This window comes from Pedobacter frigidisoli (assembly GCF_032678525.1).
Classification (GTDB): domain Bacteria; phylum Bacteroidota; class Bacteroidia; order Sphingobacteriales; family Sphingobacteriaceae; genus Pedobacter; species Pedobacter frigidisoli_A.
Window position 1 is genome coordinate 125,313 of the sequence record NZ_JAVTSE010000004.1, and the last position, 14,113, is coordinate 139,425.

A 14,113-nucleotide genomic window follows, 5' to 3' on the forward strand; every position below is an offset into this window, starting at 1 on the left:
ACTTGCAACTTACGCTCTATCAATTAATAAAATGATTAAATCAAGCGATTTTGGAGACGAATTTTTGTGGGGAGTTGCTGTTGCCGCTACCCAGATAGAGGGTGCCGCGGCTGAACAGGGTAAAGGCCCTTCCATTTGGGATAGCTTTGCTGCCAAAAGTGGCAAAATAAAAAAAGGACATAAGCTGGATATCACCTGCGATTTCTACCATAAGTATGTGGAGGATATTGCATTGGTTACACTGCTTGGATTTAAGGTATTCCGCTTCTCCATCTCATGGTCAAGAATTTTACCCCTCGGTAAAGGGGAAACCAACCCACTTGGAATCAGATTTTATCATAACGTAATCGATGAGTGCTTATCGCAAGGGATTGTACCGTATATCACCTTATACCATTGGGATTTGCCTCAGGCTTTGGAAAACGAGGGCGGCTGGACAAGCTTTAGCATCAATGCAGCATTCAATGCCTTTGTGAGTATATGTGCACTCGAATATGGCGATAAAGTTAAAAACTGGATTGTTTTGAACGAACCTTTTGGCTACACCTCTCTCGGTTATATGCTCGGCGTACATGCCCCGGGCAAAACAGGCTTAAGCAACTTTTTTCCCGCAGTTCTACATACCGCACTTGCCCAGGCCGAGGGTGGTAAAATTCTCCGCGCCGAAGTAAGCAATGCCAACATTGGTACAACCTATTCCTGTTCAGAAATTGTTCCCTATACACAAAGTGAGAATGATATACTCGCGGCCAAACGGGTAGATTGTTTAATGAACCGCCTGTTTATCGAACCTGCACAGGGCTTGGGTTTTCCTACAGCCGGTTGGGATGTCCTCGAAAAGTTTCAGCTGGAGTACGGCACCTGGCGCCTGCAGGAAAGAATGAAATTCGACTTTGACTTTATCGGACTGCAGAATTACTTTCCGCTAACGGTTAAATATAATGCTTTCATTCCAGTGATACAGGCATGGGAAGTAAAAGCCAAAAGCCAGCGGAAACCACATACCGCAATGGGCTGGGAAATAAATGCCGAAAGCTTTTATAACATCATTAAACAGTTTGCTGCATATCCTAATGTTAAAAATATTATGGTAACCGAAAACGGCGCAGCTTACCACGATAAATTGGTTAATGGCCATGTAGTCGATGCAGAACGCATCGAATATTTTAAGCTTTACCTGAATGCGCTGTTAAAGGCAAAACAAGAAGGAATTAAGATTACCGGCTACATGGCATGGACATTAATGGATAACTTTGAATGGGCCGAAGGTTTCAACGCACGCTTTGGCCTGGTACACACCGATTTCAAAACACTCGAACGTACCATAAAATATTCAGGCTACTGGTGGCAGGAATTCCTTAAAAACTAATTGATGAGTTTCCAATCCGGAACTAAAGTTTTATATTACATATCGAATAGCCAAAGCCAGCGATTCAATACCTTTAATGAAATTTAATTATGAGCTCTTCTCAACCGGCCTCCGACAGGACAACAATTTACAGCACCTATTACAATCCAATAGAAGCAAATATTATCAGGGCCCGCCTGGAAGATTCCGGTTTCGCATGCTTCCTTGCTGATGAAAACTTGGCAACAATCAATCCTTTGTACAATCAGGCTATAGGAGGGGTGAAATTGATTGTTTTCGAAAAAGACGTGGATGAAATCAATCAGCTTCTTGGTACGGATGAGGTGTTTTACATTGATCAGGAGAATAAAATACCCCAATCTTCAGGTCAAACAATTTGCAGCAAATGCGGATCTTCAGATGTAGGCTACGGTATGGCCACAAAGAAGAAATTCAACTGGTGGGTCAAACTGCTTGCACTGCTTACCATTACGTACCCTATTAAAGCCAATAAATGTAATCATTGCTACAACTGCGGTCATGAATTTCCATAGCAATTGTGTCTGACCAACTCATATAAAAAATCCCGTTCTGATTTTACTCGAAACGGGATTTTTGATATAAATTAACGAACTTCCTGACTAGTTACCTGCTTTTGCAGCAGCTTCAGCTCTGATGATGTTTAGCGCACCACCTGCTTTAAACCAGTCGATTTGTTGAGCATTGTAACTATGATTAACCGGGAAAGAATCTTCAGAACCATCTGAATGGTGCAATACCAGGGTCAATGGTTTATCTGGCGCAAACTCAGTTAAACCTAAAATGTCCACAGTATCATCTTCCAGGATTTTATCGTAATCATCCTTATCAGCAAAAGTCAAACCGAGCATACCTTGTTTTTTAAGGTTGGTTTCGTGTATACGCGCAAAGGATTTTACCAGTACAGCCCTAACGCCTAAATGGCGTGGCTCCATAGCGGCATGCTCACGTGATGACCCTTCGCCGTAGTTTTCGTCACCAATTACGATAGAACCAAAACCTGCAGCCTTATAAGCACGCTGTGTTGCCGGAACAGGACCGTACTCGCCTGTGATTTCATTCTTAACATTATCTGTTTTATCGTTGAAGTAGTTAACTGCACCGATCAGCATATTATTTGAGATATTATCTAAGTGACCGCGGAATTTTAACCACGGACCAGCCATAGAAATATGATCCGTTGTACACTTACCTTTAGCTTTAATTAACAGTTTTAAACCTTTTAAATCTGTACCTTCCCATGGAGTAAAAGGATCCAGTAGCTGCAAACGGTGAGAAGTAGGTGAAACCAAAACCTGAACCGAAGAACCATCAGCAGCCGGAGCCTGATAACCTGCATCCTCTACAGCAAAACCTTTAGTAGGCAATTCAAAGCCTGAAGGTGGATCTAATTTGATTTGTTCGCCTTTATCATTTGTTAGCGTATCCGTCAAAGGATTGAAACCTAAATCACCCGCAATGGCAATCGCAGCTACCATTTCTGGCGAAGCTACAAATGCAAATGTATTTGGATTACCATCGGCACGTTTGGCAAAGTTTCTGTTAAATGAATGTACAATGGTATTCTTCTCCGCTTTCTCAGCACCTGTCCTGTCCCACATACCGATACATGGTCCGCAGGCATTGGTAAAGATAGTAGCATTTAAATCCTCGAAAGTTTTCAAATAACCATCACGATTCGCAGTATAACGTACCTGTTCCGAACCCGGATTAATTCCAAACTCCGCTTTGGTAACCAAACCTTTCGCAATAGCCTGATTGGCAATTGATGCTGCTCTCGATAAATCTTCATAAGAAGAGTTTGTACAAGAACCGATTAAACCCCATTCCACTTTCAATGGCCATCCGTTTTTCTCTGCCTCAGTTTTCATTTGCGAAACAGGAGTAGCTAAATCTGGTGTAAACGGACCGTTCAAATACGGTTCAAGGGTGTCGAGGTCAATTTCAATAACCTGATCAAAATATTGTTCAGGATCTGCGTAAACTTCAGCATCACCTGTTAAGTATTCCTTAATTTTATTAGCTTCGTCAGCAACCTCATTCCGGTCAGTAGAGCGCAAATAACGCTCCATACTTTCATCATAACCGAAGGTTGAGGTAGTCGCACCAATCTCAGCACCCATGTTACAAATGGTACCTTTACCGGTACAGCTTAAGTTGATCGCGCCATCACCGAAATATTCAACAATTGCACCAGTACCACCTTTTACAGTTAAAATACCTGCAACTTTCAAAATTACATCTTTAGCAGCAGTCCAGCCATTCAGTTTACCAGTCAATTTAACACCAATTAACTTAGGAAATTTAAGCTCCCAGGGTAAACCAGCCATCACATCACAGGCATCAGCACCACCAACACCAATTGCAACCATACCCAAACCACCTGCATTTACAGTGTGTGAGTCGGTTCCGATCATCATCCCGCCTGGGAATGCATAGTTTTCTAATACGACCTGATGAATGATACCCGCACCTGGTTTCCAGAAACCAATACCATATTTATTTGATACAGACGATAAGAAATCAAAAACTTCTGCACTTTCTGTTCTCGCATGAGGTAAATCTATTGATGCACCTTCTTTTGCAGTGATCAGGTGATCGCAGTGAACGGTAGAAGGAACGGCAACCTGTGGACGGCCAGCTTGCATAAATTGCAAAAGAGCCATCTGAGCAGTCGCATCCTGCATCGCAACACGGTCTGGTGCAAAATCTACATAATCCGTTCCGCGCGAAAATGCTTTCGTAGGATCGCCATCCCAAAGGTGAGCGTATAAAATCTTTTCTGAAAGTGTTAAAGGCCTGCCAACAATTTTGCGGGCCGAATCAACGCGACTGCCAAAATTTGCATAAACCTTTTTGATCATTTCTATATCAAAAGCCATACTGCTTAAATTTAATTGTTATTAATTGTGTGTTTTAAACAAGGTATACTCCTTTATTGTTTTGTTGATATGGGGGTAAACTTGGTCAAGTTAATTCCTTCAACCGCTTCTTTGTATTCTGCAATATTTGGAATGCGGCCTAAAATAGCAGATAAGACAACAACTGGTGTCGATGCTAATAAAGATTCGCCTTTTTTACCATCTCTGTCTTCCACCACACGACCTTGAAACAATCGGGTAGATGTAGCCATTACAGTATCGCCTTTTGCTGCCTTTTCCTGGTTACCCATGCACAAATTACAACCCGGGCGCTCCAGATACATAATATTTTCATACTCCGTCCTCGCAGTGCTTTTTGGCAGGGCATCACTGAATTCAAAGCCAGAATATTTTTGTAAATATTCCCAGTCACCTTCAGCTTTCAATTCATCAATGATGTTGTAAGTCGGCGCTGCAACCACTAGTGGTGCCTTAAATTCTACTTTACCGGTTTTGGTTTCAACGTTTTTCAACATTTGAGAAACGATTTTCAAATCATCTTTGTGCACCATGCAAGATCCTACGAAACTAAGATCTACTTTTTTATCGCCACCATAAAAAGTTAAATCTCTGATGGTATCATGGGTATAACGTTTAGAAACATCTGCGTTATTTACATCCGGATCCGCAATCATTGGCTCGTTGATCAAATCAAGATCAATGACTACTTCAGCATAGTATTTCGCATTATCATCAGGCATTAAAGCTGGTTTAATACCAGTTTTAATTTCCTCAATACGTTTATTCGCTTTATTGATTAATCCCTGAAGTACCTGGTTATGGTTATCCATACCCTTGTCAATCATGATTTGAATACGGCTTTTCGCTATTTCCAGTGATTGAATCAAAGTATCATCCTGTGAAATACAGATCGAGGCTTTTGCCTTCATCTCTGCTGTCCAGTCTGTAAAAGTAAAGGCCTGATCAGCTAATAAAGTACCAATATGCACCTCTATTATACGGCCCTGAAATACATTTTCGCCATCAAATTGCTGTAACATCTGCAATTGAGTAGCATGAACCACATCACGGAAATCCATGTGCTCTTTCATCGAGCCTTTGAAAGTAACCTTTACCGACTCAGGAATTGGCATAGATGCCTCACCCGTTGCCAACGCTAAAGCTACAGTACCCGAATCTGCTCCGAATGCCACACCTTTTGACATACGCGTATGTGAATCCCCACCGATAATGATCGCCCATTCATCAATAGTAATGTCGTTCAATACTTTGTGAATTACGTCAGTCATTGCATGATATTCGCCTTTCGGGTCACGCGCAGTAATCACGCCAAATTCATTCATAAACTTCATCAGTTTAGGAATGTTTGCCTGTGCTTTTTTATCCCATACCGATGCAGTATGACAGCCTGATTGGTAAGCGCCATCAACAATCGGAGAAATTACTGTAGCAGCCATTGCCTCCAGCTCCTGAGCAGTCATTAACCCTGTAGTATCCTGAGAACCCACAATGTTCACTTCTACACGAACATCAGAACCTGCATGTAGTACTTTGCCCGGTGTTAATCCTACAGCGTTCCTGTTAAAGATTTTTTCTACAGCAGTTAAGCCTTGACCTTCAATGGAAACTTCTTTAGCAGGAGCGAAAACTAGTGGCGCTTCTATGCCTAAGGTTCTCGCTGCAAAAGTCTGTATCTTCTTCCCAAAAACAATGGCGTATGAACCGCCCGCTTTCATAAACTCCATTTTTTGTGGAGTTAAGGCCTTAGAAATATCAATCAGTTCCTGATCGCCATTGTATAATTTTTTTGTTCTGGTATTAATGGTAAGTACCGTCCCGGTTTCTACAGAATATACCTCTTCCAGAATGGGCTCGTCTTTTTCATTACGGATAACATTTCCGTTTTCATCTGTTTTCTTAACCCAGTTTTTAAGGTCAATACCAATACCTCCAGTTACATCAACAGTAGTTAAGAAAATCGGAGATATTCCGTTGGTGCCACCTACAATTGGCGCGATGTTTACGAAAGGAACAAACGGGCTCGATCTTTTGCCTGTCCAGAGTGCAACATTGTTTACACCCGACATACGAGACGAACCTACACCCATTGTGCCTTTCTCAGCTACCAGCATCACACTCTTATCCGGATGTTGTGCCTGTAGCGCCTGGATTTCTTCCTGTGCTTCAGGCGTAATCATGCACTTACCATGCAATTCACGATCCGAACGGGAGTGAGCCTGGTTGCCTGGAGATAACAAGTCAGTGGAGATATCACCAACGCCGGCAATAAAAGTAACTACCTTAATCTCCTCCGCAACAGGAGGTAACGAGGTGAAGAATTCAGCTCTCGCATAGCTTTCTAATATTTCTTTAGCAATTTCATTGCCGTTATTATAGGCCTCTTTCAAACGGTCCGTATCCGCATCGTACAAGAAAACCTGTGTTTTAAGTACCTCAGCCGCTTTTCTGGCTTTATCACCATTGTCAGCTAAAGCAATATCTAATAAAACCTTAATAGATGCCCCGCCTTTCATGTGCGACAATAGCTCGAAAGCAAAATCAGGTGTAATTTCAGCAACGAGAGTTTCACCTAAAATAATCTCTTTTAAGAAAGCCGCTTTTACACTCGCCGCACCGGTAGTGCCCGGTAACGTATTATATATGAAAAAATTTACAGATTCTGCTCTGTTAAAGTTATTTACATTTCTGATTTGAGTGATGATTTCACTCAATAACTCTGCTCCGTCAATAGGTTTAGGATGAAGACCTTGAATTTTTCTGTCTTCAATCTCCTGGATATAATCGTTATAAATACTCATCTTGATTTTTTATTCTTTTTGCTGTAAGCTCGCGCAGCAAAACATACACCTCACTTTTCACAAAAAGAATATTGTTTATTGTGTATTAATTTGTCTTGGCGACTAAAAAACTGGTTTTTTTGGTCAAAACAAAAATAGTAAAAAACAACCTTTAAATGCAATTTAGGCAGGTGGTTAAATAATTTGGAATTGTTCTAAACTACGAAGAAATCATGTGATTAGCAGTCACAACACTTTCATAAAGCTAAGAAAATATTGGGCTCTTGTCTGCAATTGATCGCAAACCAATGTCCGGTAATGAACGCTTATGTTCAATTACGAACACCGTTACAAGCATCATCCTTTTTAATACTGCTTCCTGACTATCTAAGCGCATTATCCTGAACCTGGCACAGCAATCGCTTACCGCTAAAGCGTTGCAAAAGTGAAACCTTTTTCAGTAAAATACTTTAAAACCCGTGGTAATGTGTATTCAAGCCGGTCAAAAGCCTTTAAGCTATCATGAAAAACAATGATAGATCCGTTATCTGCATGTCTGATCACATTTTGATAGCATTTCTCAGGAGCCAGGTTGATATCAAAATCACCGCTGAGCACATCCCACATTATGATTTGGAGATTTGAATCCGTAGCAGTAATCTGAGAACCAAAACCCTGATTAAGCAACATGGATTTTAGGCTGCGGACCTGAGATTTCTTAATCCGGCCATAAGGCGGTCGAAAAAGACTGGTCTGCGTCAACTCCTGACATTTTATCGTATTTTGGACATAGGTTTCATCGTCGGTTTTCCAGCCTTTTAAATGGTTAAAAGTATGGTTACCGATAGCATGCCCGTCATTTTTAACACGATTAAAAACTTCGGGATGCTTTTGTATATTATCGCCAATGCAAAAAAATGTAGCTTTAGCATGGAAAGCTTTTAAAGTTTTTAATACAAAGTCTGTAACATTGGGTATAGGTCCATCGTCAAAGGTCAGATAAATGACTTTTTCCGAGCGGGATTTATTCCATACAAGGGATGGATAATACCATTTAAGCAAAAGCGGTGATTTGATCAGGTACATTTTACATCAAAGTTAGTAAATGCCTGTACAGATTGAAATTATTAAAGTTGTTTATATAGATTTGAAACAAATTATGAAGATGTTTACCAAACATAAAGTTTTTACGGGCCTTGCTCTCGCCCTTACATTAGTTTTTGTAGAAACTGCCAGCGCTCAGCAGGTTTTAACTATTCAGCAGGCAGTAGACAATACACTAAAAAATAATTTGCAAATCAAACAGGCCGCTTTCAGCGCTGCACTAACTGCTGAAGATTTAACGCAATCTAAAAACGCATTATTGCCCTCACTTAACGGTTCCGCAAATTACAACAAGAACTTTGGACGTAGCATTGATCCATCAACCAATCAGTATATCAGTCAGCAGTTTTCTTCTGCCAGCGGAAGTTTAACAGCCAGTGCCGATCTCTTCCAGGGCTTTCAGAAAATAAACCAGATCAGACAAAACAAACTCCTCCTCTCAGCAGATAAAACCAACGTAGAGAAGATTAAAAATGATTTGATTCTGCAGGTAGTAACGGCCTACATGCAGATCCTCTACAATAAGGATTTATTGGCAGCTTCCCAGCAACAGCTGGATGTGGCCAAACAAACTTTGAAAAGGGAACAGGCATTACTTGATGCCGGAAACAAAACCCTGGCCGATATTTCTCAGGCAAAGTCTCAGGTGGCTACAGCAGAATTGAATACCACTAATGCACAAAATACATTGTCCATTTCTTATTTAACCCTGAATCAGCTCATGGAAATGCAGCCCGAAAACCGGTTCGAGGTTCAGGCACCTGCCGTTGCAGATAACTATTCCTTGCAAAATAACTTCGACATCAGTACAGTGTTTGGCACGGCCGTAAATAGTTTTCCCGACATCAAACTGGCTTCTTTGCGTACCCAGGCAGCATTAAAAGGAGTCGATATTGCCAAATCATCCTACTATCCACGGCTATCAATCGGTGGGGGACTAGGATCTAACTTTTCAAGTGGTAGAAGTAAGGTATTATCCATTACACCTAACGGATTCTCTGAAATAGGTAGAACCCAGGTAACCAACGAGGCAGTTGTAACACCAGATTTTGTTACCGTATTAGGCAAACAAACCTTCTCATCACAAATCGAAGATAACTTTAATCAATACGTTGGCCTAAACCTTTCTATACCCATTTTTAATGGCTTCCTTGCCCGCACAAATGTGAGAAAGGCAAAGATTAATTATCAGAATACACAGGTTCAGGAACAACTGGCCAGAAACAACCTGAGCAAGGTTATCTCACAGGCAGTTTATGACCTTAAAGCAGCCGAAAGCAGATACACTTCAACTCAAAACGCATTTAATGCCCAAAAGGACGCTTTTTATGTGGTAGAACAACGCTATAATGTGGGGCTCGTAAATTCACTGGACTACAGCACCGCACAAACAAACAGAAATAAAGCTGAAATCGATTTCATACAGGCCAAATACGACTTGATCTTCAGAGCCAAAGTAATTGATTATTATTTAGGTAAACCAATCATATTTTAATAACCGCTGAAACAACTCATCAGCGCAATCAAATTAACACGAACAACCGGTGTAATCACCACAATAAATAAACTATTATGAAACTGAAACACATTTTAATTACCCTTGGTGTTATCATAGCCATTCTTATCGGCTTAAAAGTAGCTGGAGTAATTGGTGGCGAAAAAACCGAAAAGGTAACTACAGAAAAGGCATCCGATAAAACCGTTATCGAAACAGTAACCGCCAGTGGCAAAATACAACCTGAAACAGAGGTTAAGTTGAGTTCAGAGGTTTCAGGTGAGGTTGTTGAATTAAAAGTTAAAGAAGGTGATATTGTTAAAGCAGGTCAGTTACTTTGTAAAGTTCGTCCGGATGTTCTTCAATCTGGTTACGAGCGTACTGTAGCTACCTATAATGCACAAAAGGCCAGTGTTGCCGGAGCGCAGCAGCAGCTGGCACAAAATCAGGCAAATTTTATTAATGCAGAAGCTACCTATAAACGTAACGTAGAGCTTTTCGCAAAAAAAGTAATATCAGCATCCGAGTTCGATTCAGCCAAAGCTGCCTACCTTAGTGCAAAAGCTACACTGGAAAGCGCGAAAGAAAATGTTGTAGGCGCTAAATTCACCCTGGAACAAACTGGTGCCAATGTTAAAGAAGCAGGTGCCAATTTAGCCAAAACTACCATTTATGCACCTGTTGATGGAGTAGTGTCGAAACTATCAATCGAATTGGGAGATCGTATCCTGGGAACTTCGCAAATGGCAGGTACCGAAATCATGCGCATCTCAAACCTTTCTTCAATGGAAGTTAATGTTGATGTTAATGAAAATGATATCACCAGAGTTAAAGTTGGAGATAAAGCATCAATAGAAGTTGATGCATTCTCTGATAAAAAATTCAGGGGAGTGGTTACAGAAATAGCAAGTTCATCAACCGCGGTTGGTACCACCACCACAAGTTCTGTAGATCAGGTAACAAACTTCTCCGTGAAAATACGGATTACTGAAGAAATGGAAGGTAAACAACAATCGATATTCCGCCCGGGTATGTCAGCAACCGTAGATATCGAAAGTGAGACCGTAAATGGTCTGGCAATCCCGATTCAGGCAGTATTTACCGATGCCGGAAAGTCTGCAGAAGGAGCCGCCAGCGGAGATCAGGGGAGTGCCGATAAACAGAAGTCAAAATTATCAGACAAGAAAATTAAGCAGTTTGTATACACCTACGATGCCAAAACAAAAAAGGTTAAGAAAACCGAAGTGACTACAGGTATTCAGAATGATCAGTTTATCATCGTAAAATCAGGTATAAAAGCCGGAAATGAAGTGGTTACAGGCCCTTACTCAGCCATCCAGAACAAGCTTAAAGATGGTATGCTTGTAGAAAAAACGGCTAAAGACCAACTGTTTAGTAAAGACGGTAAGAAGTAAGCTATAATTATTCGCAAGAAATAGTAACTTGCGAAAGTTTAAGGCGTATTACAAGGTTTTCGGGGTGTAAGATTTAAGGTTCAGACAAATGGTCTCCACCTTAAATCTTACACCTTTTGCCTTAAACCTTTTTTTAAAGGCCAGCCTTACACCTTTTACTTTTAACCTTTTATACACATGGTACCTAAAATAGCAATGATAGGGGGCGGTAGCTGGGCAACTGCCATTGTAAAAATGCTATCAGATAATTTATCTGAAAAGGAAATATATTGGTGGATGCGCAACGAAGTTGCCATTGAGCATATTAAAAAATTTAAACACAATCCCCACTATCTAAGTTCAGTAGAGCTGAAGCTTGCAACAGATAAAATTTCATCTGATATCAACTGCATTCTGAAATCAGCAGATTTCGTCATTTTAAACGTTCCTGCTGCATTTTTAAAGGAAACCCTGGCCGGTGTAACTTCCGAAGATTTAAAAGGAAAAAAAATTGTCTCAGCAATTAAAGGAATTGTTCCTGAAGATAATCTGATTATCGGCGAATTCCTCCATCAGAATTACGAAATTCCATATCAGGACATATTAGTGGTAAGCGGACCTTGTCATGCGGAAGAAGTTGCTTTCGAAAAGCTTTCTTACCTCACCATAGCCTGCACAGACATAGAAACAGCATCATCTTTTGCCTCACTCTTAAATAACCGCTATATCAAAACCAATGTATCTGATGATATCTTTGGAACGGAATACGCTGCAGTGCTTAAAAATATTTATGCTGTAGCCAGTGGGATTTGTCATGGCATCGGCTACGGCGATAATTTCCAGGCAGTACTGATCAGTAATGCCATAAGGGAAATTAAACGCTTTGTAGATGTTGTACATCCGATCAATCGTGATATTATGGAATCTGCCTATCTGGGCGATTTACTCGTTACCGCTTACTCACAATTTAGTCGTAACCGCACCTTTGGAAACATGGTAGGAAAGGGATACACCGTTAAGTCTGCACAGTTAGAAATGAACATGGTTGCCGAAGGCTATTATGCAGCAAAATGCATGCATATTCAGAACCTGGCTTTCGGAGTGGATATGCCAATATGCAAGGCGGTACATAGCATCCTGTACGAAAAGCGTTCTCCTCAGATAGAAATGAAACTACTTGCCGAAAAACTAAGTTAAGGCTGAGGCCGATTGTACTCAACAACCAACAAGTCTTTAACAATCAGCGAAATGCCCCTGGTCGAAACAAAATGGCAACCTCTAATGTTACTGGTATAAATAATAATAATATCGGTCATGAAAAAGAAATTTGCAATAGGGCTATTGGCAATCGGATTAGTTGGCGGTGCTGGCTTAAGTGTTAATGCACAGGAAAAAAAGAAAACAGAGGTTGGTAAAGCTTTAGATCACACAGGTAAAGCAATTGATAAAGGAGCTAAATCAGTGGGTAATAAAACCGCAGAAGTTGCGGTAAAAGGCGAAGCAAAAGTTTCAGATAAAACCTGGAAAGGTAAAATGGCACCAGATGGCTCTAATGTTTATATTAACTCCAAAAATGAAAAATATTATGTTAATGCTAAAGGGGCTAAAATCTGGTTAAAACCTAGTCAGATTAAAACCAGACCTGCATCAAAAAATTAATAAAAAAAATCCCGGGTCAGTGGCCCGGGATTAATATTTTTTGCTAAACGATTGTTCCGTATAAATCGAAGTCTTCTGCCCGGTCTATCTTAACCTGAACAAAGCTTCCATTTGCAGCATAACCAGTTGATGCATCAATCAAAACTTCATTGTCAACTTCCGGTGAGTCAAACTCAGTCCTTCCCACGAAAAAATCACCCTCCTTTTTGTCAACCAATACCTTGAAGGTTTGGCCAACTTTTTCCTGATTAATATCAAAGGAAATTCCCTGTTGTATTTCCATGATATCATCAACCCTTTGTTGTTTTACTTCTTCCGGTACATCATCAACCAAAGTGTGTGCGTGAGTTTTCTCTTCGTGAGAATACGTAAAACAACCCAAACGGTCAAATTTAGTATCTTCCACCCATTGTGCCATTTCTTCAAAGTCGCGTTGCGTTTCACCTGGATAACCGCAAATTAAAGTCGTACGCATCGCAATGTTTGGAACCTTATCCCTGATCTGATTAACCAGGTCTATCGTCTTTTGCTTCGTTGTACCACGCCTCATCGATTTTAGCATGTTATCTGTAATGTGCTGTAATGGCATATCCAGATATTTGCAGATGTTTTCACGCTCATTCATGGCATCCAGGATCTCCATCGGAAATCCACTTGGGTAAGCATATTGTAAGCGAATCCATTCGATCCCCGGTACATCAGATATACGGCGCATCAGTTCATCAAGCTTACGTGTACCATATAAATCCAAACCATAATAAGTAAGATCCTGTGCAATTAGAATCAATTCTTTCGTGCCATTTGCAGCAAGGATTTTGGCCTCATTAACCAATTCTTCCATCGGTTTACTCATATGCTTGCCACGCATAAGCGGAATGGCACAGAATGAACATGGACGGTTACATCCTTCCGCAATTTTGAAATAAGCAAAATGAGATGGGGTAGTTAATAACCGTTCACCGATAAGTTCGTGCTTATAATTAGCACCCAGTTCATGAAGGATATTTTGTAAATCGTTAGTGCCAAAAAAAGCATCAACATTTGTAATTTCCGCCTCGAGTTCAGGTTTGTACCTTTCAGATAAGCATCCGGTAACAACAACCTTTCCGATTTTACCAGCCTCTTTCAATTCACTGAACTGAAGAATGGTATCGATAGATTCTTGTTTGGCGTTGTCAATAAAACCACAGGTATTGATCACTACAATATCGTCTTTACCAATTTTGTCAGATTCGTGGCTAACATTTAAATTGTTGCCACGTAACTGCCCCATCAATACTTCCGAATCATATATGTTCTTCGAACAACCCAAGGTGATAACATTTATTTTAGGTTGCTTAATGGAGGTTTTACTTCTTGCTATTTTGGTATTCATCTTTTACACTTAATCTTTA

Annotated in this window: 10 protein-coding genes; 6 read left to right on the forward strand and 4 right to left on the reverse strand. The window is 40.5% G+C overall.

Going from position 1 to position 14,113, the window contains the following annotated elements; all coding sequences use genetic code 11:
- The first annotated feature begins 31 nt into the window (after positions 1-31).
- The gene (locus tag R2Q80_RS12530; protein ID WP_316799933.1) at positions 32-1,369 is read left to right on the forward strand and encodes a GH1 family beta-glucosidase; all 1,338 of its coding nucleotides are present in this window, start codon (positions 32-34) and stop codon (positions 1,367-1,369) included.
- 89 nt (positions 1,370-1,458) lie between these two features.
- A complete protein-coding gene (locus R2Q80_RS12535; protein WP_316799934.1) occupies positions 1,459-1,902 on the forward strand; it encodes a DUF2007 domain-containing protein in 444 nt (147 codons plus the stop codon).
- Positions 1,903-1,989: 87 nt separating this feature from the next.
- Here R2Q80_RS12535 and R2Q80_RS12540 read toward each other — a convergent pair whose 3' ends face one another.
- From R2Q80_RS12540 to R2Q80_RS12550, 3 genes are all read right to left on the reverse strand, one after another.
- Positions 1,990-4,269, reverse strand: a complete 2,280-nt coding sequence (locus R2Q80_RS12540; protein ID WP_316799935.1) for an aconitate hydratase — start codon at positions 4,267-4,269, stop codon at positions 1,990-1,992.
- A gap of 53 nt (positions 4,270-4,322) precedes the next feature.
- Positions 4,323-7,088: a bifunctional aconitate hydratase 2/2-methylisocitrate dehydratase gene (locus R2Q80_RS12545; RefSeq protein ID WP_316799936.1), complete on the reverse strand. Its 2,766-nt coding sequence runs from the start codon at positions 7,086-7,088 to the stop codon at positions 4,323-4,325.
- 408 nt (positions 7,089-7,496) lie between these two features.
- Positions 7,497-8,153 carry a polysaccharide deacetylase family protein gene (locus tag R2Q80_RS12550; RefSeq protein ID WP_316799937.1) on the reverse strand — a complete coding sequence of 219 codons (657 nt, stop codon included), beginning with the start codon at positions 8,151-8,153 and terminating at the stop codon, positions 7,497-7,499.
- 19 nt (positions 8,154-8,172) lie between these two features.
- On the opposite strand from R2Q80_RS12550, the gene R2Q80_RS12555 reads away from it, so the two are divergent.
- The 4 genes from R2Q80_RS12555 (at position 8,173) to R2Q80_RS12570 (ending at position 12,719) form a co-directional block, all read left to right on the forward strand.
- Entirely contained in the window at positions 8,173-9,666 is a 1,494-nt protein-coding gene (locus R2Q80_RS12555; RefSeq protein WP_316799938.1) for a TolC family protein, read from the forward strand.
- A gap of 77 nt (positions 9,667-9,743) precedes the next feature.
- Complete coding sequence (locus R2Q80_RS12560; RefSeq protein WP_316799939.1) at positions 9,744-11,081, forward strand: efflux RND transporter periplasmic adaptor subunit; 1,338 nt, start codon at positions 9,744-9,746, stop codon at positions 11,079-11,081.
- Positions 11,082-11,258: 177 nt separating this feature from the next.
- Positions 11,259-12,257, forward strand: a complete 999-nt coding sequence (locus R2Q80_RS12565; protein WP_316799940.1) for an NAD(P)H-dependent glycerol-3-phosphate dehydrogenase — start codon at positions 11,259-11,261, stop codon at positions 12,255-12,257.
- 117 nt (positions 12,258-12,374) lie between these two features.
- Positions 12,375-12,719, forward strand: a complete 345-nt coding sequence (locus tag R2Q80_RS12570; protein WP_316799941.1) for a hypothetical protein — start codon at positions 12,375-12,377, stop codon at positions 12,717-12,719.
- A gap of 43 nt (positions 12,720-12,762) precedes the next feature.
- Here R2Q80_RS12570 and rimO read toward each other — a convergent pair whose 3' ends face one another.
- The gene (gene rimO / locus R2Q80_RS12575) at positions 12,763-14,094 is read right to left on the reverse strand and encodes a 30S ribosomal protein S12 methylthiotransferase RimO (protein WP_316799942.1); all 1,332 of its coding nucleotides are present in this window, start codon (positions 14,092-14,094) and stop codon (positions 12,763-12,765) included.
- Between the last annotated feature and the right edge of the window lie 19 nt (positions 14,095-14,113).

Coding starts and splice junctions, on each gene's coding strand:
- R2Q80_RS12570 (WP_316799941.1), top strand. CDS start 12,375: ATGAAAAAGAAATTTGCAATAGGGCTATTGGCAATCGGATTAGTTGGC.
- R2Q80_RS12535 (WP_316799934.1), top strand. CDS start 1,459: ATGAGCTCTTCTCAACCGGCCTCCGACAGGACAACAATTTACAGCACC.
- R2Q80_RS12560 (WP_316799939.1), top strand. CDS start 9,744: ATGAAACTGAAACACATTTTAATTACCCTTGGTGTTATCATAGCCATT.
- R2Q80_RS12540 (WP_316799935.1), bottom strand. CDS start 4,269: ATGGCTTTTGATATAGAAATGATCAAAAAGGTTTATGCAAATTTTGGC.
- R2Q80_RS12555 (WP_316799938.1), top strand. CDS start 8,173: ATGCCTGTACAGATTGAAATTATTAAAGTTGTTTATATAGATTTGAAA.
- R2Q80_RS12530 (WP_316799933.1), top strand. CDS start 32: ATGATTAAATCAAGCGATTTTGGAGACGAATTTTTGTGGGGAGTTGCT.
- R2Q80_RS12545 (WP_316799936.1), bottom strand. CDS start 7,088: ATGAGTATTTATAACGATTATATCCAGGAGATTGAAGACAGAAAAATT.
- rimO (WP_316799942.1), bottom strand. CDS start 14,094: ATGAATACCAAAATAGCAAGAAGTAAAACCTCCATTAAGCAACCTAAA.
- R2Q80_RS12550 (WP_316799937.1), bottom strand. CDS start 8,153: ATGTACCTGATCAAATCACCGCTTTTGCTTAAATGGTATTATCCATCC.
- R2Q80_RS12565 (WP_316799940.1), top strand. CDS start 11,259: ATGGTACCTAAAATAGCAATGATAGGGGGCGGTAGCTGGGCAACTGCC.